This is a genomic window from Bradyrhizobium sp. BRP20 (assembly GCF_020194215.1).
Taxonomy (GTDB): domain Bacteria; phylum Pseudomonadota; class Alphaproteobacteria; order Rhizobiales; family Xanthobacteraceae; genus Bradyrhizobium; species Bradyrhizobium yuanmingense.
Map to the genome: position 1 here is coordinate 768,925 of NZ_JADYVY010000001.1, position 20,941 is coordinate 789,865.

Here is a 20,941-nt window from a genome sequence, read left to right on the forward strand (position 1 = left end):
GCTCGACGGCCCTACTTCCCTTGTTACTTCCGTTCTGTTTCTGTTTCCTCCAGGGCAGCCAGCCGCTATCACTGGCGCATGACCGCGCTCCCGATTCGTGGCCCCGTTCGCATCATCGGCATCGACCCCGGCCTGCGCCGCACCGGCTGGGGCGTGATCGAGGCCGAGGGCAATCGCTTGGCCTACGTCGCCTGCGGCTCGGTGGAACCGCCCGACGATTTGCCGCTGTCGAGCCGGCTGCTCGCGATCCATGAAGGGCTCGCTTCCGTCTTGTCCGATCACCGGCCGGTGGAAGCGGCGGTGGAGCAGACCTTCGTCAACAAGGACGGCGTTGCGACGCTGAAGCTAGGCCAGGCCCGCGGCGTTGCCATGCTGGCGCCCGCAATGTTCGGCATCTCTGTCGCAGAATACGCGCCGAACCAGGTCAAGAAGACCGTGGTCGGCGCCGGCCACGCCGACAAGCAACAGATCGCGATGATGCTGAAGATCCTGCTGCCGAAGGCCGAGCCGCCGTCCGCGGACGCCGCCGACGCGCTCGCCATCGCCATCACCCACGCCCATCACCGCCAGAGCACGGCGCTCCGGCTGAAGGTGGTGGGGATATGATCGGCAAGCTCAAGGGCTTGATCGATTCCTACGGCGAGGATTTCGTCATCCTCGACGTCGGCGGCGTCGGCTATCAGGTGCACTGCTCCTCGCGCACCTTGCAGCATCTGCCCTCGCCGGGTGAGGCCGCTGTGCTGTCGATCGAGACCTATGTCCGCGAGGACCAGATCAAGCTGTTCGGCTTCCGCACCGACCAGGAGCGCGAATGGTTTCGCCTGCTCCAGACCGTGCAGGGCGTCGGCGCCAAGGTCGCGCTGGCCGTGCTCGGCACGCTGTCGCCGGCCGATCTCGCCAATGCCATTGCGCTTCGCGACAAGGCCGCGGTGGCGCGCACGCCCGGCGTCGGCCCGAAGGTCGCCGAGCGGATCGTCACCGAATTGAAGGACAAGGCGCCGGCCTTTGCCAATGTCGATCCCGCCGTCGTGCATCTCGCCGGCGCCGTCGACGACCAGCGCGCGCCGCGCCCCGTCGCGGATGCGATCTCTGCGCTGGTCAATCTCGGCTACGGCCAGCCGCAGGCCGCCGCGGCGATTGCATCGGCCTCGCGCAGCGCGGGTGAGGGCGCCGAGACGGCGCAGCTGATCCGGCTCGGGCTGAAGGAATTGGCAAAGTGAGTGCCTCAATGGTCAGTCTCGTAGGGTGGGCAAAGCGAAGCGTGCCCACCATCTACAAAGCGAGCAGCGACATGGTGGGCACGGCGCGAAGTGCGCCTTTGCCCACCCTACGATCCGATGGAGTTCGCTGAGTGAGCGATCCCAAGGCCAGCCGCATGGTCTCGCCCGAGCGCCGCAGCGATGATGTCGGCGACACCGCGCTGCGGCCGCAATCGCTGTCCGACTTCGTCGGCCAGGCGCAGGCGCGCAAGAATCTCTCGATCTTCATCGAAGCGGCGCGCAAGCGCGGCGAGGCGCTGGATCACGTGCTGTTCGTCGGTCCCCCCGGCCTCGGCAAGACCACGCTGGCGCAGATCGTGGCGAAGGAGCTCGGCGTCGGTTTCCGCGCCACCTCGGGGCCCGTGATCGCCAAGGCCGGCGATCTTGCCGCCCTCTTGACCAATCTCGAAGAGCGCGACGTGCTCTTCATCGACGAGATCCATCGCCTCAGCCCCGCGGTGGAAGAGGTGCTCTATCCCGCGATGGAGGACTTTCAGCTCGACCTCATCATCGGCGAGGGCCCGGCGGCGCGCTCGGTCAAGATCGAGCTGTCGAAATTCACGCTGGTCGGCGCCACCACGCGCGCCGGCCTTCTCACCAATCCCTTGCGCGACCGCTTTGGCATTCCGGTCCGGCTCAACTTCTACACGATCGAGGAGTTGGAGAGCATCGTCAGCCGCGGCGCGCGCGTGCTCAACGTCGGCATGAGCGCCGATGGCGCCAACGAGATCGCGCGCCGCGCCCGCGGCACGCCGCGCATCGCCGGCCGCCTGCTCCGCCGCGTGCGCGATTTCGCCTCGGCGGCCGATGCCGACAAGATTGACCGTAAGATTGCCGACCATGCGCTGAGCGCGCTCGAGGTCGATGCCGCAGGGCTGGACGCGATGGATCGGCGCTATCTCTCGACCATCGCGCTCAACTATGGCGGCGGACCGGTCGGCGTCGAGACCATGGCTGCGGCCTTGTCGGAGCCGCGCGACGCCATCGAGGACATCATCGAGCCCTATCTGATCCAGTGCGGCTATCTGCAGCGCACCCCGCGCGGCCGCCTGCTGACCTCGCACGCCTTCCGCCATCTCGGTCTCGCCGAGCCCTCGCGCGATGCGGCGGCGCAGTTCGGCCTGTTCGGCACGGATGACAGCGACGAGTGATCTGCCGAACCTCGCGCTGTTCCGGCTTGATGAATTTCCGTTAACCTCGTGCAGACGATCTGCACGAACGCACCCCAATTCCGCTCCAATCGGATATCATCAAGGCGCCGCATCATCATCGGGCTTCCATGATCACGCGCCGTCATCTCATCCGTTCCATCGGCGGTCTGTCCGCCCTCGGCGTCTCGACCGCAGCCTACGGCGTCGGTGTCGAGCCGGTGCTGCGCCTTCGCGTCACGCGCTATCATCCGATGCCGCGGCAGTGGCCGGCGGATTTTCCGCTGAAGATTGCCGCCATCGCCGACATCCATGCCTGCGATCCCTGGATGTCGCTGGAGCGCATCGAGGGCATCGTCGACCGGACCAACGCGCTCAACGCCGATCTCATCGTGCTGCTCGGCGACTATGTCGCCGGCCTTCACCATGTCACGCGCTTCATTCCGTCGAGCGAATGGGCAAGGGTATTGGGGCGCCTGAAGGCGCCCCTCGGCGTCCATGCCGTCATGGGCAACCACGACTATTGGGATGACAGAACAGTGCAGCAGGCAGGGCACGGGCCGACCATCGCACATCGGGCGCTGGAGGCGGCCGGCATCCCCGTCTACGAGAACGATGCTGTGCGCCTCACCAAGGACGGCCGTCCGTTCTGGCTTGCCGGCCTCGGCGATCAGCTCGCCTTCCTGCCGGCGCGGCGCTTCCGGAGCATGGCGCACTTCGGTGCCGACGATCTCAATGCTACGCTGGCGAAGATCACCGACGATGCGCCGGTCATTCTGCTCGCGCACGAGCCCAATGTCGCTCCGCTCGTGCCCGCGCGCGTCGCGCTGCAATTGTCCGGCCATACCCATGGCGGCCAGGTCCGCCTGCTCGGCTGGTCACCGGCCGTCGCGCCCAGGAACGGCCTGCGTCTCGCCTATGGCCATTTCCGCCTGAAATGCGATCTCATCGTGTCCGGCGGCCTCGGTTGCAGCATCATGCCGCTCCGCTTCGGCGTGCCGCCTGAGATCGTCGAGGTGACGCTGGGAAGGCCAGGACCGGTCGTGTCCTAGCACGCTTGCGCGTCCGGCTGTTTTTGCGCAAAACGTGCCGGTTACCGACCAGCGAAGAGGCTCCGGACGTGACAGCTCATCTCGACGGCGAGATCCGCGACGGCCGCCACCACATGCAGGTCCGGGTCTATTACGAGGACACGGATTTTTCCGGCATCGTCTATCATGCCAATTACCTGCGCTACATGGAGCGCGGACGCACCAATCATCTCAGGCTGATGGGTGCCGAGCAGCAGGTGCTGTTCGAGCAGACCGAGACGGACGGCGCGGGCTTCGCCTTCGTGGTGCGCTCGATGCATCTGGACTTCCTGAAGCCCGCGCGAATGGACGACGTGCTCGACGTCGTGACCTGGCCGGTCGCGGTGAAAGGGGCGTCAATCATGCTGGCGCAGGAGGTGCGGCGCGGTGACGACGTGCTGGTGAAAGCCGAGGTCCGCGTCGCCTTCATCAGCGGCGGCCGGGCCCAGCCGATTCCGAAGTCGATCCGCCAGCTGATGAAGGCCGATCTGGTTACGTGATCGCTCGATAGCGGATCGCCTATCGACTCTGCCAATTGCGACGATACATTCGCGGTCCCGATCAACCGATGAGGCCACCATGTCGCGCCCGCCGCTTCCACCCTTCACCCGCGAGACCGCCGCGCAAAAGGCCCGCATGGCCGAGGACGCCTGGAATTCACGCGATCCGGTGCGGGTCTCGCTCGCCTATACCGAGGACAGCCGCTGGCGCAACCGTTCGGAAGTTTTTCAGGGCCGCGAAGCCATCGTCGCCTTCCTCACCCGCAAATGGGAGAAGGAGCAGGATTACCGCCTGATCAAGGACCTCTGGGCCTTCGACGGCAGCCGCATCGCGGTGCGCTTCCAGTACGAATGGCACGATGCAAGCGGCCAGTGGTACCGCTCCTACGGCAACGAGCAATGGGAGTTCGACGAGCACGGCCTGATGAAGCGGCGCGAGGCCTCGATCAACGACATCGCCATTGCGGAGAAGGATCGCCGGTTTCACTGGGCGGCGCCGGGCCCGCGGCCGGCCGATGTGCCGGGGCTGGGAAGCGAGCCGTTCTGAAATTAACAAAGCGACCGCTGCTTCACCCTCTCCCCTTGCGGGAGAGGGTGGCTCGCCGCATAGCGGCGAGACGGGTGAGGGGTCTCTCTCCTCACGAGCAGTCCGGCGAATGGATAGAACCCCTCATCCGGCGCTTCGCGCCACCTTCTCCCGCAAGGGGAGAAGGGAAGACGAGTGCGTCTCGAGCTTCGTAGTCAGGTGCGCTTAGCCAAAAACCGCGTAATCGCCCCGCCGAGCTTCGCATTGTCCATCGGCTCCGCCAGCGACGCCCTTGCTGTGGCAACGACATCCTCCGGCGCTTTCCCGTCACGCAGATCGCAGCACACTTGCGCGAACCCGACATCGAATTCCGGATGCGGCTGCACTGTCAGCGTCGCGCCATTGGCATAGAGCAGGCCGGCATGCGGGGTGAATTCGGAGGAGAGGATCGTCAGCGCATCGCTTGGCGGCTCGATCACCTGGTCCTGATGCGAGGCGGCGATCGCAACCGCTTCACCGTCGATGACGCCGTTCTCCGGCAGCACCTGATAGACATGCCGGCCGATGCCCCAGCCATGCTCCGATTTGCGCACGGTGCCGCCGAGCGCCTGCGCGATCAGCTGGTGGCCAAAGCAGACACCGACCATCGGTGTCTTGTTGGCGTAAGCCGTCCGCACGAAATCTTCCAGCGGCGCGATCCAGTCGAGCCCGTCATAGACCCCGGCCGCCGCGCCGGTAATGAGGATGGCCTCGAGCTTGCTCGGATCGGGCAGCGCATCGCCGTTGGGAATGCTGACGACCTCGATCGTCGCGGCCGGCTCCTCGGCGCGGATCATGCGCGCGAACATGTCCGGAAATGAACCGTGGCGCTCGCGGTATTTTTGCGGCACCTCTCCGGTCTCGATGATGGTGATGCGTGCCATGGGCCTCCCGGTCAAAAGGTTGCGAAGCTCAGCCGCTTTCTGCCCCATGTTGCTGGTGCGGCGCTGTGCGCTCGAGCAGAGCGCTCTCCTTGCGGATCTCGTTGAGAAAGGCCTTGGCCAGACGCGACAGCGGCTCGGCTTCAGACCATAGCATATAGGCGACCGCCTGCGTCGTCGGCGTGAACGGACGGACGACGAGGCCGCTGCCGCCGTTCTGCCGCGGCGAGAAAGGATCGACCACCGCCGCGCCGACGCCGGCGGCGGCCAGCACGCAGGCCGTGTTGCAGTAGCGCACCTCGACCGTCGGCCGGAACGGCGCGCCGGCGCGGGCAAAGCTGTCGCGCACGGCTTCGCCGAGCCGCGTGCCGCGTTCGAGCCCAATGAAGGGCAGGCCGGAGAGATCGGAAGCGGAGATCATCGGCCGGTCGGCGAGTGGATGCTGTGGCGGCAGCACGCAGACCATCTCGCCGGTGTGCACCACCTCGTGCGCGATCCCTGGATGATGCGTGAGGCCGAGCGCGAAGCCGAGCTCGGCGACGCGGCTCAGCACACCCTCGATGATGCCCTCATAGCGCCGTACGTCGAAGAACACCCGCGTCTCCGGGCGGCGGCGCAGGAAGCCCGACAGCGCGGACGGAATGATGCTGTACGCGAGCGGCGGCGTCGCCACGATGGCGAGATGCCCGGACCGGTTCTCGCGCAAATCGCGCATGCGGTTCTCGAGCTTGGCGTGCAGCGCGAAGATCGCCTCGCTCTCCTTGTAGAGCGCCATCGCTTCGGCGGTTGGAAACAGCCGGTTGTTGACGCGCTCGAACAGCGCAAAGCCCGCCTGCGCCTCCATCGTCTTCAGCGCGTTGCTGACCGCCGGCTGCGACAGCGCCAGCTCGTCCGCCGCCGCCACCGTGGTGCGGTGGCGGATCACGGCGCGAAGGATCTCGAGCTGACGCAGGTTCATATCACTGCCGATTATAGTCAGGGCCAAAACATCATAGCAACGCGAATTGATTTTGCAGCAGTGCTTGCTCGTAATGGCAGCCGATTTGCACGTCGCATCAAAGGGTTCGTTCGCCCATTGAGGCAGCACTGCGCACAGATTGGAGGCAATCTTGGTTCGTGTCCTTCGCGCCGCCGCCGCTCAGATGGGGCCGACGCAAAAAGCCGATACGCGCGAGCACACGTTGTCGCGGATGCTCGACATGCTGGAGGAGGCGGCCGGTCGGGGTGCGAGTCTTGTGGTGTTTCCGGAGCTCGCCTTCACCACCTTCTTCCCGCGCTGGCTGCTCGAAGGCGAGGCCCTCGACCGGTATTTCGAGCGCAGCATGCCGAACCCCGCGGTGGCAAAGCTATTCGATCGCGCACGTGCGCTGCGCGTCGGCTTCTATGTCGGCTATGCCGAGCTGACCCCGGAGGGGCGGCGCTACAATTGCTCCATCCTGGTCGATCGCGACGGCGAGGTTCTCGGCCGCTATCGCAAGGTGCATCTGCCGGGCTCGGTCGAGCCGCGTCCGGGCGCGCGCTACCAGCAACTCGAGAAGCGCTACTTCGAATATGGCGACCTCGGCTTTCCCGCCTTCCGCGCCGGCTCGTCCTGGGCCCATGCCATCATGGGCATGATGATCTGCAATGATCGTCGTTGGCCGGAATCCTGGCGCGTGCTCGGTCTGCAAGGCGTCGAGCTCGTCTGCATCGGCTACAATTCGGCGGCCTACGATCCCAACGGCGGCACGACCGAAGACGGAGCCTTGCGCACCTTCCACTCGACGCTGGTGACGCAGGCCAACGCCTACATGAACGCGACCTGGGCGATTTCGGTGGCGAAGGCGGGCGAGGAGGACGGGTCCGGCCTGATCGGCGGCTCCTGCATCGTCGATCCCAACGGCCGCATCGTCGCGCAGGCTCAGACGCTGGCCGACGAGGTGATCGTCGCCGACATCGATCTCGACCTCTGCCGCCAGGGCAAGGACAAGATGTTCAACTTCGCCGCCCACCGGCGGCCCGACCAATACAGGGTGATCACCGAGCGTGCCGGAATCATCGAGCCGGCCGTTCTCGACGCGGATTGATCAACTGCCGGTCGCAGCATTGGCAAAAGGAGCTGACATGACACGCCTCTCGTATTTGCTTGCCTGCGCAGCGCTGGCTGCGGTGACGTCGGCGCGAGCCGCCGAGCTGCCGGCGGAGATCAAGCAGGCTGGTACGCTGAAGCTCACGGTCAATTCCACCTACGCGCCGATGGAATATCGCGACCCCGCAACCAACGAGCTGGTCGGGCTCGACATCGATCTGGCGAAGGAGCTCGCCAAGCGGCTCGGAGGGCTGAAGATCGTCTGGAGCGAGACGCCGTTCGCCGAGCTGATCCCTTCGCTCACGACCAAGCGGGCCGACTTCATCATTTCCGGCATCTCCGATCGTGCCTCGCGGCGCGAGACCGCCGACTTCGTCGATTACCTCGCAACCGGGCCGCAGTTCTTCGTGATGGCGGAGAGCGCGGCCAAGGACGCCACCGATCTCTGCGGCAAGAAGGTCGGCACGACCCGCAGCACCAGCTTCCCGGTCGAGATCGAGAAGTGGAGCAAGCAGAATTGCGAGCCGGCCGGCAAGCTCGCGATCCAGTACGTTCCGGGCGAGAATTCCATCGACGTCCGCAACCAGCTCAAGCAGGGCCGCATCGACGCCGCCGTGCAGGGTAGCGAGACGTTGCCTTATGCGCAGCAACAGGAGCCCGGCAAGTATCGCATCGTCGGCGAGCCCTTTGCCAGGGGCTATCAGGGCATCATGTTCCGCAAGGACGATGCCGCCTTGCGCGAAGTCGTGACCGAGAAACTCGCGGCGATGATCGCTGACGGCTCGTACAAGGCCATTCTCGACAAATGGGGCCTAGGGACAAATGCAGTCGCCCAGCCCATGCTGAACGCGGCGCCGCAATGAAGCAGGCGCCGGCACTCGCGCAAGGATTTCCCGATCTGTCGGGCATGCGGATCGCGCGCGAGCCGCACTGGTTTCGCTGGATTAGCGCGGCCCTGATCGTCCTCGTGCTGGCGGCGATCGCGCGCGCCTTTGCGAACGGCCAGATCGAATGGTCCTATGTCAGCCGCTTCCTGACCGCAAAGGTCATCCTCGAAGGCATCGTCAACACCATGGTGATGGCGGTGCTGGCGATGATGCTCGGCATCTTCCTCGGCATCGTCGTCGCGATCATGCGGCTGTCGCCCAATCCGGTGCTGAAGTCGGTCGCCGCCGGCTACACATGGCTGTTTCGCGGCACGCCACTGATCCTGCAGCTGCTGCTGTGGTTCAACCTCGCGCTGGTGTTTCCGACCATCGGTATCCCCGGCCTGTGGTCTGCACGCGCCGTCGATGTCATGACGCCGTTCCTTGCCGCGCTGCTCGGGCTCGGCATCAACCAGGGCGCCTACACCTCCGAAGTCATGCGCGCCGGCATGCTGTCGGTCGATATCGGACAATATGAGGCGGCGCAGGCGATCGGCATGGGACGGCTGCGGGCGCTGCGCCGGATCGTGCTGCCGCAGGCGATGCGCGTGGTAATCCCGCCGCTCGGCAACGAGTTCATCGGCATGGTGAAGGCGACTTCGCTCGCCAGCGTGATCCAGTATCCGGAGCTGCTGCACAATGCCGAGAACATCTACTACGCCAACTCCCGCGTCATCGAGCTCCTGATCGTCGCCGGGCTCTGGTACCTGCTCGCGGTCTCGATCCTGACACCGCTCCAGATGTTGCTCGAACGCCGCTTTGCACGCGGCACATTGCGGCTGGCGCGATGACAAAGCCGCTCGTCGCGATCCGCTCCGTAGCCAAGAACTTTGGAGAGTTTCAGGCTCTCAAGAACGTCTCGCTCGACGTCTGGCCCGGCGAGGTGATGTGCCTGATCGGCGCCTCCGGCTCCGGCAAGACCACGCTGCTCCGCTGCATCAATCAGCTCGCCACGATCGATGCCGGCGGCATCTGGCTCGACGGCGAACTGCTCGGAGTGCGCGAGCAAGGCGGGAAACTCCATCGCCTGAGCGAGCGCGAAATCGGGCGGCAGCGGCTCAAGACCGGCATGGTATTCCAGCGCTTCAACCTGTTTCCGCACAAGACCGCGCTGGAGAACATCACGGAAGGCCCGACCCAGGTGCAGGGGCGCAAGCCGGATGAGGTGCGCGCCGAGGCGACCGAGCTGCTTCGGCGCGTCGGATTGTCGGCCAAGGCCGACTGGTATCCGGCGCAGCTCTCCGGCGGCCAGCAGCAGCGCGTCGCGATCGCGCGGGCGCTCGCCATGAAGCCGATGCTGATGTTGTTCGACGAGCCCACCAGCGCACTCGATCCCGAGCTGGTCGGCGAGGTGCTCGCGGTCATGAAGGAGCTGGCGCGAAGCGGCATGACCATGATGGTGGTGACGCACGAGCTCGGCTTCGCCCGCGAGGTCGCCGACCGCGTCGTCTACATGGATCAGGGCGCGATCGTCGAGCAGGGCCGCGCCTCCGACGTGTTGGGCGCGCCGCGCGAGGAGCGCACCAAGGCATTTCTTTCGGCAGTGATCTGACATTGGGGGTATGGTGATGAAGAGATTCTTGCTTGCGGCGGCGTTCCTGGGCGCCATGAGCGTGTCGGCAATGGCGGCCGAACTGCCGCCTGAGATCGTAAAGCGCGGCAGCATCAAGGTCGCGGTGGTGCCGAACTATCCGCCGATGGAGTTCCGCGATCCCGCCACCAACGCGCTCTCCGGCTTCGACGTCGATCTTGGCGAGGCGATCGGCCGCAAGCTCGGCGTCAAGATCGAATGGACCGAGACCAGCTTTGCCGAGTTCATGCCCTCGATCTCGACGGGGCGGGTGGATGCGATCCTGTCCGGTTTCACCGACTATGCGAGCCGGCACGAGGTCGCGACCTTCGTCGATTATTTGCGCAGCGGCCCGCAGTTCTTCGTGCAGGCGTCGCGCAAGGCGGAATTCAAGGATGCGACGTCGCTGTGCGGCAAGAAGGTCGGCGCCAGCCGCCGCACCATGTTCCCGGCCCAGATCGCGGCGTGGAGCGAGAAGAATTGCGGCGGCAATCCGATCCAGTTCGTCGGCACCGACGGCTCGGCCGATGCTCGCACCCAGCTGCGGCAGGGCCGCATCGATGCCGCCGCCCAGGGCAACGAGACGCTGCCCTACATCATGGACCTCGAGCCCAACACCTATGCGACCGTGGGCGCGCCCATCGCACAGCAATTCACCGGCATTGCTCTGCCGGTGAAGGAGAAGGCATTGCAGCAGGCAATGCTGGAAGCCGTCGACGCGCTGATCGCGGACGGCACCTACAAGACGCTGCTGGCGAAGTGGAAATTGAGCGACAACGCAATCGAGAAGGCGACCATCAATGCTGGACAGTAAGGCACTCCAGAGCATTCCGCTCGTTCCGGCCAACACCGCGGATCCCGCGCCGGAATATCCGTGGCCGAAGCCGTACACATCCGCGATGTTCCTGTCGTTCGACGTGGACGCCGAGAGTGCCTGGACCAGCAAGGACGCGGTGCATGCGCAGCGGCTCATCACCATGAGCTATGGCGGCTACGAGGCGCGCGTCGGCACGCCGAAGCTCCTGGAGCTGCTCGACCAGCTCGATCTCAAGGCGACGTTCTTCGTCACGGGGTGGTCGGTCGACGCGCATCCGGCGATGGCGGAGTCCATCCTGAAGGCCGGGCACGAGATCGGCCATCACGGTTATCACCATCTGCTGCCCGACCCCGGCGATCCCTGGATCGAGGAGGAGCTGGAGCGCGGCTTCGAGGCGCTGAAGCGCCGGCTCGGCGTCAAGCCGACCGGCTATCGCGCGCCCTATGGCGAGTTCACGGAGGAGCTGCGCGTCGCGCTGGTGCGGCACGGCATCGTCTACACGTCTTCGTTCCGCGACGACGTCAGGCCCTATCGCCACCGCCTCGCCGACGGCAAGCCCGGCACGATCGAGCTGCCGGTGACCGCGAGCTATGACGACTGGATGCACGGCCTGTCCGCGCGCTTCAGTCCGCGCTCGATCTTCCCTAGGGAGCACGTCCTCTCGATGTGGAAGGACGAGCTGGATGAGGTCCGCGACTGGGGCGCGATGGTGACGACGGTGCTGCACCCGCAATGCAGCGGCCGCCCGATGCGGTTGCGTCTGCTGCGCGAGTTCCTGACCTACGCGAAGTCGTGCCCGGACGTCTGGATCACCACCGGCGAGAACATCGCGAAAAACTTCCTGCGTCACGAAGCGGGTCACCGATAATGTCGATCTCCCGCCGCTCGCTCCTCAAGGCCGGCGCAGCGCTGCCGGCGCTGTCGCTGCCGGGCATCGTCCGCGCTGAATCGCAGTCCACGCTGCGCTTCATCCCCGTCATCGATCTCGCCTTCGTCGATCCCATCTATTCGACCGCGCAGGTGTCGCGAAACCACGGCTTCATGGTTTACGATACGCTCTACGGCATGAGCGCCTCGCTCCAGGTCTCGCCGCAGATGCTGTCGGGCCACGCCATCTCCGCCGACCAGCTGCAGTGGGACCTCACGCTTCGCGACGGCCTGTTCTGGCACGATGGCGAACGCGTGCTGGCGCGCGATTGCGTCGCCAGCATCCGTCGCTGGGCCGCGCGCGACGGCTTTGGCGGCGAGCTGATGGAGGCGACCGCCGAGCTCTCGGCTGCCGACGACCGCACCATCCGCTTCCGTCTGAAGCGTCCTTTTCCGCTGCTGCCGCAGGCGCTCGGCAAGGCAGCCATCAATGCCTGCTTCATGATGCCGGAGCGGCTGGCGAGCCAGGATCCGTTCAAGCCGCTCACCGAGGTGATCGGCAGCGGTCCGTTCCGCTATCTCGCCGACGAGCGCGTGCAGGGCGCGCGCAATGCCTATGCCAAGTTCGAGCGCTATCAGCCGCGCACTGACGGCAAGCCGGATTGGACTGCGGGGCCGAAGATCGTGCACTACGATCGCGTGGTCTGGACCACGACGCCCGATGCCGGCACCGGCGTCGCCGCGCTCCAGACCGGCGAGCAGGATTGGCAGGAGACCACGCCGCACGATCTCTTGCCGGTGATCAAGGCGGCCGGCGATATCGAGACGCGCATCCTCGATCCCAGAGGCTATGCCTGCATGCTGCGCCTCAATCACCTGCAGCCGCCGTTCGACAATCCCGCCATCCGCCGCGCGCTGCTGGGTGCGATCGATCAGTCCGCGTTCATGACCGCCGTCGCCGGCACCGATCCGGCGTTCCAGGTCTCACCGGTCGGCTATTTCGCACCCGGCACGCCGATGGCAAACGACGTCGGCCTCGACGTGTTCCGCGGCCCGCGCGACTACGCCAAGGTGAAGGCTGACCTCAGGGCCGCCGGCTATAACGGCGAGAAGATCGTGCTGCTCGTCCCCACCAACTCGCTGGCGCAGAAGCCGCTCGGCGAGATCGCGGTGGACTCGTTGCGCAAGGCCGGCATGAACGTCGAATATGCCGGCCTCGATTTCGCCGTGGTGCTGCAGCGCCAGCTGAAGAAGGATCCGCTTCCGCAGGGCGGCTGGAGCGCCGCGGTCGGCAACTGGCAGGGCATCGACTGGCTCAACCCGGCCGGCAACACCAACATTCGCGGCGAAGGCAAGGTCGCCGGCTGGTACGCGAGCACGAAGATGGGCGAGTTGCGCAGCCAGTGGCTGGCGGCCTCCGAACTCGCCGAACAGCAGCGCATCTGCCGCGAAGTCCAGAGGGTGGCGTTCGAGGAAATCCCCTATATTCCGATCGGCCTCTACAAGCAGCCGACGGCCTATCGCAAGGCCATCACCGGCATTCTCGACGGCACCGCCGTGTTCTGGAACGTGCGCCCCGCATGAGCACCACAGCAATCTTCGGCAGCTATGTGCTGTCACGGAAAGACGGCGCGCAGGACGTGCTGCGCGACCGCTGGGTTCTGGTCGAAGGCAAGAAGATTGCGGCGATCACGCGCGACAAGCCGCGCGCTGATCAAGTCTATGATCGCCCTGGCCGCTTCGTCCTGCCGGGCCTGCTCAACCTGCACAATCATTGCTTCTCGGAAGCGGTGGCGCGCAGCCACACCGAGGACGGCAACGGCCGCAAGAACAACCAGAGCATTGTCTACACGGTGCTGCTGCCGCTGACCAAGCGCGGCGCCGACATCCTGTCGGCGGAAGAGCGCCTTGCGGTGGCGCGGCTCGGCATCCTCCAGCTGCTCAAGGGCGGCGCCACCACGGTGATGGAGCCGTTTCGCAACTCGATCCCCGAGATGTTCGACGCGGCGGAAGAGATGGGCATCCGCTTCTATGGTGCGCCCTATCTGTTCTCGACCTCCGACGCCAAGGCCGGACTAGATGGTGTGGTCCAATATTCCGGCGATGACGGCGCTGCGGACATGGCGGCGTGGGACGCGCTCTATCAGCGCTGGAATAGTCACGGCGACGGCCGCATCGGCCTCGCCATGAGCCCGCATGCCACCGACACCTGCGGCCCCGATCTGCTGAAGGCCTGCGCCACGCGGGCGCGCGAGCTCGGCGTTCCCATCACCACGCACATGGCGCAGAGCCGCGCCGAGGTCGAGACCATCGGCAGGCGCTATGGCGGCCGCACGCCGGCAGAATATCTGGACTGGCTCGGCCTGCTCGCGCCGGATCTGATGGCGGCGCACTGCATGTTCAGCAGCGATGACGATCTCAAGCTGATGGCCGCGCGCGGCATGACCGTCTTGAACTGCCCGCGCGTGTTCGCGCGTGCCGGCATCACCGCAGCGTTCAGCCGCTTCGCCGAGCACGGCGTGCGCACCGTGGTCGGCACCGACGGCTACAACATGGACCTGCTCGGCGAGCTCAATGCGGCGTCGCTGATCTCCAAGATCATTTCGGCGCGCCCTGACGTCGCGAACTCACCCGAACTGATCGAGGCGAACACGGCCGTGGCCGCCGACGTCATCAAGCGGCCCGATCTCGGCCGCATCGAGCCGGGCGCGACCGCAGATCTCACCGTCGTCGATCTCACCCATCCGCATCTGCAGCCGCTGTTCGACCCGCGCCGCGCGCTGATCGCACTCGCCAACCGCGCCAATATCGATCAGGTCATGGTCGACGGCCGTGTGCTGGTCGATGAGGGACGCTATCTCGGCGCGGATGAAGCTGCGATCATTGCGGCGGGCACCGCCGCGATCGGCAAGATCTGGGATCTGCCGGAGGCGCAGGCCGCGTTCAGTGGTTGAGTGCCGCTGGTGCCACGAAGACGGTGCGCTCCCTCTCCCCGCTTGCGGGAGAGGGCAGGGGAGAGGGCTCTCTCCAATCGGGGACACTCCCCGTGTTGAGAGAACCCTCTCCCGGCGCTACGCGCCGACCTCTCCCGCAAGCGGGAGAGGTTGAAGCGAGCCTGTAGCTGCACTGTTCGAACCGAAGCCCTAATCCTCAAACTCCACCAGCGCCTTGCGCATGGTCTCGACCAGGTCCAGCGCCACCGGGGACGGGCTGCGCTGCGCCGGAAAGACCGCGGAGAATTCGAAATCGATGCGCGGCAGGAAGCGGCGCACGACGACGCCGCGCGTTGCAAATTCCTGCGCCGTGAAGGGATCGCAGATCGCGACGCCGAGGCCCGACGACACCATGCCGCACATGATTTCCGACAGCGTGGTCTCAACGCGCAGCACGCGGCGGACATCGTGGCGGTGGAAGACCTGGTCGACGAGATGCCGACTCGACGATCCCGCCGACAGCGAGATGAAGGTCTCGCCCTCGAAATCGCGCGGCTCCAGCACTTCATTCTCCGCGAGGCGATGACCGGTCGGCAGCACTGCGACGCGCGCCGGCGCCGGCAGTCTCTGGCTCGGCAGACCGGAATGCGCGATCGGCACCTCGGCAAAGCCGACGTCACATTGATTGTTCAGCACCCAGTCGACCACGATCGGCGAGATGACACCGAAGAAGGCGAGGTTGAGGTTTGGCCGTTCCTTCAGGAAGTGACCGGTGAGCCGCGGCAGATAGCCGTTCGACAGCGCCGGCAGTGCTGCGATGCGTAGCGAGCCCGTGCGCCGGCCGCGGATTTCTTCCGCCGCCGCAGTGATGCGTTCCAGCCCGACGAAGGAGCGCTCGACTTCGGTGTAGAGCGCCATCGCCGCGGCGGTCGGCACCAGGCCGGTGCCGCGCCGTTCGAACAGCTCCATCTTCAGCAGCGCCTGGAGGTCTCGCAGCAACCGGCTGACGGCCGGCTGCGTCACCTTCATCAGCGCCGCCGCCTCCGTCACGCTGCCGGTCAGCATCATCGCGCGGAAGGCCTCCACCTGCCGCGAATTGATACGCGCCATTCCACCATCCAATCATAACATTTCGGCATGCAGAGGGTGCCATTATTCATTGGACGATGGAAGTATAGGTCTGCGATGTTTTTCATCAGGACTGGAGACAGCCCGCTTTTTCGGCAGATTGGAGGTGTTCAACCCTCCAGATCGCGCCAAAACCCGCCGAATGGGGGCCGGAGCCCTGATCGGAAGCGGTTTGGCGCGGAAGGGAATGCGGCAACGCGCTTCAGCCAGCGAGACTCGTCGGCACGTCACCTCATTCCGGTATTGGAGATCGGTCCACATGAAGACTTTTCGCCTTCTGACCGCGGTCAGCATCGCAGCGCTCATTGCCGTCCCCTCGGTCGCCTCGGCCCAGCAGAAAACGCTCTACGTCGCCGGCTATGGCGGCTCGTTCGAGAAGACCATCCGCGACGAGGTGATCCCGGCCTTCGAGAAGGAGAACGGCGTCAAGGTCGAATACGTCGCCGGCAATTCCACCGACACGCTGGCCAAGCTCCAGGCGCAGAAAGGCAACCAGCAGATCGACGTCGCCATCGTCGACGACGGCCCGATGTACCAGGCGATCCAGCTCGGCTTCTGCGGCAAGCTCGACGGCCTGCCCGCCGATCTCTACGACACTGCGCGCTTCAAGGACGATCGCGCGGTCGCGATCGGCATCGTCGCCACCGGGCTGATGTACAACACGAAGGTGTTCAAGGAGAAAGGCTGGGCGCCGCCGACCTCGTGGAACGACCTGAAGGACACGAAATACGCAAAACAGCTCGTGATTCCACCGATCAACAACACCTACGGTCTCGAAGCGCTGGTGATGCTGTCGAAGATGAACGGCGGCGGCGAGACCAACGTCGAGTCCGGCTTCAAGATCTTCAAGGAGCAGATCAATCCAAACGTGCTGGCCTATGAGCCGTCGCCGGGCAAGATGACCGAGCTGTTCCAGTCCGGCCAGGCCGTGATCGCGGTATGGGGCACCGGCCGCGTGCAGAGCTTCGCCAATACCGGCTTCCCCGTCGACTTCGTCTACCCGAAGGAAGGCGCAGCGACGCTGCTGACCACGGCGTGCCCGATCAATAAGCCCAATGCTTCGCCGCTGGCTGCGAGCTTCGTCAAGATGCTGCTCGATCCGAAAACCCAGCTCGTGATGCTGAAGGATTACGGCTACGGCCCGGTGCTGAAATCGCTGGTGATCCCGCCCGAGCTCGGCAAGATGGCGCCGATCGGCGAGCGCGCGGCCAAGCTCTATAATCCGGACTGGACCGTGATCAACGAGAAGCGCGAGGAGTGGACCAAGCGCTGGAATCGCGAGGTCGAACGCTGATCGGTCGCCGCGGAGACAGCGCCATGGCCTATCTCGAGCTCGATCGGGTCGCAAAGCAGTTCGGCACGCAGACTGTGGTCGATGACTTCAGCCTGTCGGTGGGGAAGGGGGAGTTCATCTCCTTCCTCGGCCCGTCCGGCTGCGGCAAGACCACGACGCTGCAGATGATCGCGGGCTTCCTCGATCCGACGCGCGGCGCGATCCGCCTTGAGGGCAAGGACCTGACCGCGATCCATCCGGCAAAGCGCGGCCTCGGCATCGTGTTCCAGAGCTACGCACTGTTTCCGCACATGACCGCGGCGGAGAACGTCGCCTTCGGCCTGGAGATGCGTGGCGTGCTGCGCGCTGAAAGGTCCGAACGCGTCCGCGCCGCACTCGCGATGGTGGGCCTCGCCGGATACGAGGATCGCCATCCGCGCCGCATGTCCGGCGGCCAGCAGCAGCGCGTGGCACTGGCGCGTGCGCTGGTGATCAAGCCCAGCGTGCTGCTGCTCGACGAGCCGCTGTCGAACCTCGACGCCAAGCTGCGCGAGGAGATGCAGATCGAGCTGCGCCAGATCCAGCGCACCGTCGGCACCACCACGATCCTGGTCACGCATGACCAGAACGAGGCGATGTCGCTGTCGGATCGCATCGTGGTCATGAGCCAGGGCAAGATCGAGCAGATCGGCACGCCACAAGAGACCTATGAAAGGCCGGCCTCGGCCTTCGTCTCGCAATTCCTCGGCAAGACCAACGATTTTGCCGGAACGATCGACCGGACCGTCGCGCCGACGCAGTTGGTGGCCGGCTCCTGGCGCGCACCGGCGCCGGCTGGGCTCGGCGGTCCCGTCACCGTCAGCGTTCGCCCCGAAAGAATCGGCTTTGGCGATACAGGGCTCAGCGCAAAAATCATCACGCGCATCTTCCAGGGCAATCACTGGCTGTTCCAGTGCGACAGTGAATGCGGCCCGGCGATCGTGATCCGCCAGAACGACGGCAAAGCGCAGCCGGCCGAAGGGGACGCGGTTCGCCTCACCTGGCGGCCCGAAGACGTGAGCGTTCGCGTGAGGGCCGGCGCATGAGCATGGCGGCCGAGGAGCGCAGCCTGCGCGCGCCGTGGGTGCTGACCGCACCCGCCTTGATGCTGTTCGTCGGCGTGCTGCTGATTCCGCTGGCGATGACGGTAATGCTGTCATTCCACGATTGGGGCCAGTACAAGGGCATCGAGCCGGTCTTCATCTTCAAGAACTGGCACGAGATCGCGACCGATCCCTATTACGCCGAGATGTTCTGGCGGACCTTTCGCATCGCGATTCTGACCACGCTGCTCACCGCGCTGCTCGGCGCGCCCGAAGCCTATATCCTCAACCGCATGAGCGGCCGCTGGAAGAGTTTTTTCCTACTGGTCATTCTCGGGCCGCTCTTGATCTCAGTGGTGGCGCGAACGCTGGGCTGGGCCCTGCTGTTCGGTGGCAACAACGGCCTCGTCAACAAGCTGCTGATGTCGCTCGGGCTGATCGGCTCCCCCATTCCCTTCATGTTCACCGAAACAGGCGTGGTGATCGCGCTCGCGCATGTGATGATGCCGTTCATGGTGCTGTCGGTATGGGCCGCCCTCCAGCGGCTCGATCCGCAGATCGAGAATGCTGCGATGTCGCTCGGCGCGGGCCCTGCGACCATCATCCGCCGCATCATCATGCCCCAGATCATGCCGGGCGTGCTGTCGGGCGCCATCATCGTGTTCTCGCTCTCGGCCAGCGCCTTCGCAACGCCTGCGATCATCGGCGGCCGCCGGCTCAAGGTCGCGGCAACGCTCGCCTATGACGAATTCCTCAACACGCTGAACTGGCCGCTGGGCGCTGCGGTCGCAACGCTGCTGCTGGCCGCATTGGTGCTGATCGTCGTCGGCAGCAACGCACTGATCGAACGCCGCTATGCGGAGGTGTTCCGATGAGCCGGAACGGTCCGCTCGCGCTGATCTTTCACACCATCTTCGTCATCGTCATGGTGGCGCCGATCCTGGTGGTCTGCCTCGTCGCCTTCACGCCTGAGGGATACCTGTCGCTGCCGACCAACGGCTTCTCGCTGCGCTGGTTCAGGACCATTGCGAACTACCCCGAATTCATTCACGCCTTCTGGGTCAGCCTCGGCCTTGGCGCGTTGTCCTCCCTCGCGGCACTGCTGTTCGCGGTGCCGGCGGCGCTGGCGATCGCGCGCTATCGCTTCCGTGGTCGTGATGTGCTGGCGGCGCTGTTCCTGTCGCCGCTGATGATCCCGCATGTGGTGCTCGGCATCGCCTTCCTGCGCTTCTTCACTTCGGCCGGTCTCGGCGGTAGCTTCGCGGCGCTGATCGTCGCGCATGTCATCATCGTGTTCCCGTTCGCGCTGCGGCTGACGCTGGCGGCGGCGACCGGCATGGACCGCACGGTCGAGATGGCGGCGGTCTCGCTCGGCGCCGGCGGCTGGACGCTGTTCCGCCGCGTGACCTTGCCGCTGATCCTGCCCGGCGTGATTAGCGGTTGGGCGCTCGCCTTCATCCAGTCCTTCGACGATCTCACCATGACCGTCTTCCTTGCTGCGCCCGGGACCGAGACGTTGCCGGTCCGCATGTTCCTTTACATCCAGGACAACATCGATCCGCTCGTGACGTCGGTCTCGGCCTGCGTGATCGCAATCGCCATGGCCGCCCTCATTTTGCTCGACCGCTTCTACGGGCTCGACCGTGTGCTCGCTGGCAAGGGCGATACGGGACGATAGGAGAACTCATGTCAGGAGATTACGACGTCGCCGTCGTCGGCGGCGGACTGCTCGGCTCCGCCATTGCCTGGGGCCTCGGCCGGCTCGGCAAGAAGGTCGCCGTGCTCGACGAAGGCGACATCACCAAGCGCGCCTCGCGCGCGAACTTCGCATTGGTGTGGGTGCAGAGCAAAGGGCTCGGCATGCCGGCCTATACGCGGTGGACCGTGCAGGCCTCGCAGGCGTGGGGCCGGCTGGCCTCCGAGCTGAAGCAGCAGACCGGCCTCGACGTCGCCCTGCAGCAGAACGGCGGTTTTCATCTCACGCTCGGCGAGGACGAATTCGGCCAGCGCACCGAGCTCGTCAAGCGCATGCACAACCAGGTCGGCGCGGCCGACTACAAGATGGAGATGCTGCGGCCGTCCGAGGTGAAGGAGGCGCTGCCGCTGATCGGCCCTGAGGTCTCCGGCGGCAGCTATTGTCCGCTCGACGGCCACGTCAATTCGCTGCGCACCTTCCGCGCCTTCCACACCGGCTTCATTGCGTTCGGCATCGACTATTTTCCGGAGCGTCCGGTCTCGGCGATCAGCAAGAGCGGGGGCGAATTTCGGCTGATCACGCCGCAGGGCGAGCTGCGCGCCGCCAAGATCGTGCTCGCCGCCGGCAACGCCAACCAGACGCTGGCGCCGATGGTCGGCCTCTTTGCGCCGATGGGCCCGACGCGCGGCCAGGTCGTCGTGACCGAGCGCACCATGCCGTTCCTGCCGCATCCGCTGACCACGATCCGCCAGACCGACGAGGGCACGGTGATGATCGGCGACAGCAAGGAGGACGAGCTCGATGATCGCACGCTGAAGCCGTCGATCAGCGGCGTCATGGCCGATCGCGCGCAGCGCATGTTTCCGCATCTGGCGCGGCTCAACGTGGTCAGGAGCTGGTCCGGAATCCGCGTCATGCCGCAGGACGGCTTTCCGATCTACGATCAGTCGGAGACGCATCCCGGCGCCTTCGTCGCCTGCTGCCATTCCGGCGTGACGCTCGCCTCCAACCACGCCTTCGAGATCGCGCGCATGGTGGCGCAGGGCGCGCTCGAGCCGGAGCTGGTCGGCGCGTTCTCGGCCAGCCGTTTTGGCGGCGCAGGTGCTGCGAACAGCAGCGGCTACTAGAGATTCTGAGAAGGAGCCAAGAGGCATCCCC

Annotated in this window: 22 protein-coding genes; 19 read left to right on the top strand and 3 right to left on the bottom strand. The window is 65.6% G+C overall.

Translation table 11 applies throughout. The features are described 5' to 3' along the window. Positions 1 to 78: 78 nt before the first annotated feature. From ruvC to I6F33_RS03680, 6 genes are all read left to right on the top strand, one after another. Entirely contained in the window at positions 79 to 606 is a 528-nt protein-coding gene (gene ruvC / locus I6F33_RS03655; protein WP_225141115.1) for a crossover junction endodeoxyribonuclease RuvC, read from the top strand. Further along, on the top strand, positions 603 to 1,220 hold the full coding sequence (ruvA, locus tag I6F33_RS03660) for a Holliday junction branch migration protein RuvA (RefSeq protein WP_035998377.1): 618 nt from the start codon (positions 603 to 605) through the stop codon (positions 1,218 to 1,220). The genes ruvC and ruvA overlap by 4 nt, the downstream gene beginning before the upstream one ends. Before the next feature lie 155 nt (positions 1,221 to 1,375). Then, the gene (gene ruvB / locus I6F33_RS03665) at positions 1,376 to 2,410 is read left to right on the top strand and encodes a Holliday junction branch migration DNA helicase RuvB (RefSeq protein ID WP_157283837.1); all 1,035 of its coding nucleotides are present in this window, start codon (positions 1,376 to 1,378) and stop codon (positions 2,408 to 2,410) included. A gap of 128 nt (positions 2,411 to 2,538) precedes the next feature. Further along, positions 2,539 to 3,459 carry a metallophosphoesterase gene (locus tag I6F33_RS03670; protein ID WP_225126362.1) on the top strand — a complete coding sequence of 307 codons (921 nt, stop codon included), beginning with the start codon at positions 2,539 to 2,541 and terminating at the stop codon, positions 3,457 to 3,459. Between the two features lie 68 nt (positions 3,460 to 3,527). After that, the gene (gene ybgC / locus I6F33_RS03675) at positions 3,528 to 3,977 is read left to right on the top strand and encodes a tol-pal system-associated acyl-CoA thioesterase (RefSeq protein WP_036021745.1); all 450 of its coding nucleotides are present in this window, start codon (positions 3,528 to 3,530) and stop codon (positions 3,975 to 3,977) included. A 79-nt stretch (positions 3,978 to 4,056) separates the two neighbouring features. Beyond that, positions 4,057 to 4,524 carry a nuclear transport factor 2 family protein gene (locus I6F33_RS03680; RefSeq protein ID WP_036021747.1) on the top strand — a complete coding sequence of 156 codons (468 nt, stop codon included), beginning with the start codon at positions 4,057 to 4,059 and terminating at the stop codon, positions 4,522 to 4,524. Positions 4,525 to 4,718: 194 nt separating this feature from the next. Here I6F33_RS03680 and I6F33_RS03685 read toward each other — a convergent pair whose 3' ends face one another. Both I6F33_RS03685 and I6F33_RS03690 read right to left on the bottom strand, forming a co-directional pair. Next, on the bottom strand, positions 4,719 to 5,426 hold the full coding sequence (locus I6F33_RS03685) for a type 1 glutamine amidotransferase (protein WP_225141117.1): 708 nt from the start codon (positions 5,424 to 5,426) through the stop codon (positions 4,719 to 4,721). Between the two features lie 28 nt (positions 5,427 to 5,454). Further along, positions 5,455 to 6,381 (bottom strand): LysR family transcriptional regulator, encoded by a 927-nt coding sequence (locus tag I6F33_RS03690; protein ID WP_036021753.1) that lies wholly within the window; start codon positions 6,379 to 6,381, stop codon positions 5,455 to 5,457. Between the two features lie 151 nt (positions 6,382 to 6,532). Between I6F33_RS03690 and I6F33_RS03695 the strand changes: the two genes are divergently transcribed. The 8 genes from I6F33_RS03695 to I6F33_RS03730 are packed head-to-tail and all read left to right on the top strand — an operon-like array spanning position 6,533 to position 14,625. Continuing rightward, complete coding sequence (locus I6F33_RS03695; protein ID WP_074447730.1) at positions 6,533 to 7,489, top strand: N-carbamoyl-D-amino-acid hydrolase; 957 nt, start codon at positions 6,533 to 6,535, stop codon at positions 7,487 to 7,489. Between the two features lie 37 nt (positions 7,490 to 7,526). Continuing rightward, entirely contained in the window at positions 7,527 to 8,354 is an 828-nt protein-coding gene (locus I6F33_RS03700; protein WP_225136341.1) for an ABC transporter substrate-binding protein, read from the top strand. Then, positions 8,351 to 9,208 carry an amino acid ABC transporter permease gene (locus I6F33_RS03705; RefSeq protein WP_036021759.1) on the top strand — a complete coding sequence of 286 codons (858 nt, stop codon included), beginning with the start codon at positions 8,351 to 8,353 and terminating at the stop codon, positions 9,206 to 9,208. Before I6F33_RS03700 ends, I6F33_RS03705 begins: the two co-directional genes overlap by 4 nt. Next, a complete protein-coding gene (locus I6F33_RS03710) occupies positions 9,205 to 9,969 on the top strand; it encodes an amino acid ABC transporter ATP-binding protein (RefSeq protein ID WP_057028105.1) in 765 nt (254 codons plus the stop codon). Before I6F33_RS03705 ends, I6F33_RS03710 begins: the two co-directional genes overlap by 4 nt. Before the next feature lie 16 nt (positions 9,970 to 9,985). Continuing rightward, positions 9,986 to 10,801, top strand: a complete 816-nt coding sequence (locus tag I6F33_RS03715; RefSeq protein ID WP_225112976.1) for an ABC transporter substrate-binding protein — start codon at positions 9,986 to 9,988, stop codon at positions 10,799 to 10,801. Next, the gene (locus I6F33_RS03720; RefSeq protein WP_225141118.1) at positions 10,788 to 11,672 is read left to right on the top strand and encodes a polysaccharide deacetylase; all 885 of its coding nucleotides are present in this window, start codon (positions 10,788 to 10,790) and stop codon (positions 11,670 to 11,672) included. Before I6F33_RS03715 ends, I6F33_RS03720 begins: the two co-directional genes overlap by 14 nt. Further along, complete coding sequence (locus I6F33_RS03725) at positions 11,672 to 13,255, top strand: ABC transporter substrate-binding protein (protein ID WP_225141119.1); 1,584 nt, start codon at positions 11,672 to 11,674, stop codon at positions 13,253 to 13,255. The genes I6F33_RS03720 and I6F33_RS03725 overlap by 1 nt, the downstream gene beginning before the upstream one ends. Next, positions 13,252 to 14,625, top strand: a complete 1,374-nt coding sequence (locus tag I6F33_RS03730) for an amidohydrolase family protein (protein ID WP_225141121.1) — start codon at positions 13,252 to 13,254, stop codon at positions 14,623 to 14,625. Before I6F33_RS03725 ends, I6F33_RS03730 begins: the two co-directional genes overlap by 4 nt. 189 nt (positions 14,626 to 14,814) lie before the next feature. Here I6F33_RS03730 and I6F33_RS03735 read toward each other — a convergent pair whose 3' ends face one another. Then, entirely contained in the window at positions 14,815 to 15,714 is a 900-nt protein-coding gene (locus I6F33_RS03735; protein ID WP_225141124.1) for a LysR substrate-binding domain-containing protein, read from the bottom strand. Between the two features lie 277 nt (positions 15,715 to 15,991). On the opposite strand from I6F33_RS03735, the gene I6F33_RS03740 reads away from it, so the two are divergent. The 5 genes from I6F33_RS03740 to I6F33_RS03760 are packed head-to-tail and all read left to right on the top strand — an operon-like array spanning position 15,992 to position 20,910. Further along, a complete protein-coding gene (locus I6F33_RS03740; protein ID WP_035998434.1) occupies positions 15,992 to 17,026 on the top strand; it encodes an ABC transporter substrate-binding protein in 1,035 nt (344 codons plus the stop codon). A gap of 23 nt (positions 17,027 to 17,049) precedes the next feature. Then, entirely contained in the window at positions 17,050 to 18,090 is a 1,041-nt protein-coding gene (locus I6F33_RS03745) for an ABC transporter ATP-binding protein (RefSeq protein WP_225141125.1), read from the top strand. Then, positions 18,087 to 18,962 carry an ABC transporter permease gene (locus I6F33_RS03750; RefSeq protein ID WP_035998440.1) on the top strand — a complete coding sequence of 292 codons (876 nt, stop codon included), beginning with the start codon at positions 18,087 to 18,089 and terminating at the stop codon, positions 18,960 to 18,962. Before I6F33_RS03745 ends, I6F33_RS03750 begins: the two co-directional genes overlap by 4 nt. Continuing rightward, positions 18,959 to 19,765 carry an ABC transporter permease gene (locus I6F33_RS03755; RefSeq protein ID WP_225141127.1) on the top strand — a complete coding sequence of 269 codons (807 nt, stop codon included), beginning with the start codon at positions 18,959 to 18,961 and terminating at the stop codon, positions 19,763 to 19,765. Before I6F33_RS03750 ends, I6F33_RS03755 begins: the two co-directional genes overlap by 4 nt. A gap of 8 nt (positions 19,766 to 19,773) precedes the next feature. Beyond that, entirely contained in the window at positions 19,774 to 20,910 is a 1,137-nt protein-coding gene (locus I6F33_RS03760; protein ID WP_225112971.1) for an FAD-binding oxidoreductase, read from the top strand. Positions 20,911 to 20,941 lie beyond the last annotated feature (31 nt).